General features: G+C 34.7%; 1 protein-coding gene. It reads left to right on the top strand.

The window, feature by feature from the left end:
- A partial coding sequence (locus tag N3D74_06710; GenBank protein MCX8095854.1) for a copper amine oxidase N-terminal domain-containing protein occupies window positions 1-204 on the top strand: 204 nt, incomplete at its 5' end.
- Window positions 205-259: the final 55 nt, after the last annotated feature.

Consider the following 259-nt stretch of genomic DNA (forward strand, 5'->3'; position numbering starts at 1 on the left):
GATAAACAAATCAACCTCTGGGTAGGGAAAAATAAAGCACAGGTAAATGGAAAAGATATCTTAATTGATCCGAATAACCCTAAGGTAGTTCCACTTATAATAAAAGGAAGAACAATGCTTCCGGTAAGATTTGTTGCTGAAAATATGGGGTGTCGTGTTGATTGGTATCCACCACAAGTTATAATCACTTATCCTGCTGATTGATGAAAAACTAAAAGGACTGAGGAAATCTCAGTCCTTTTTAATATCGTATTTATAC

Source organism: Caldisericia bacterium (assembly GCA_026414995.1).
GTDB lineage: Bacteria > Caldisericota > Caldisericia > B22-G15 > B22-G15 > JAAYUH01.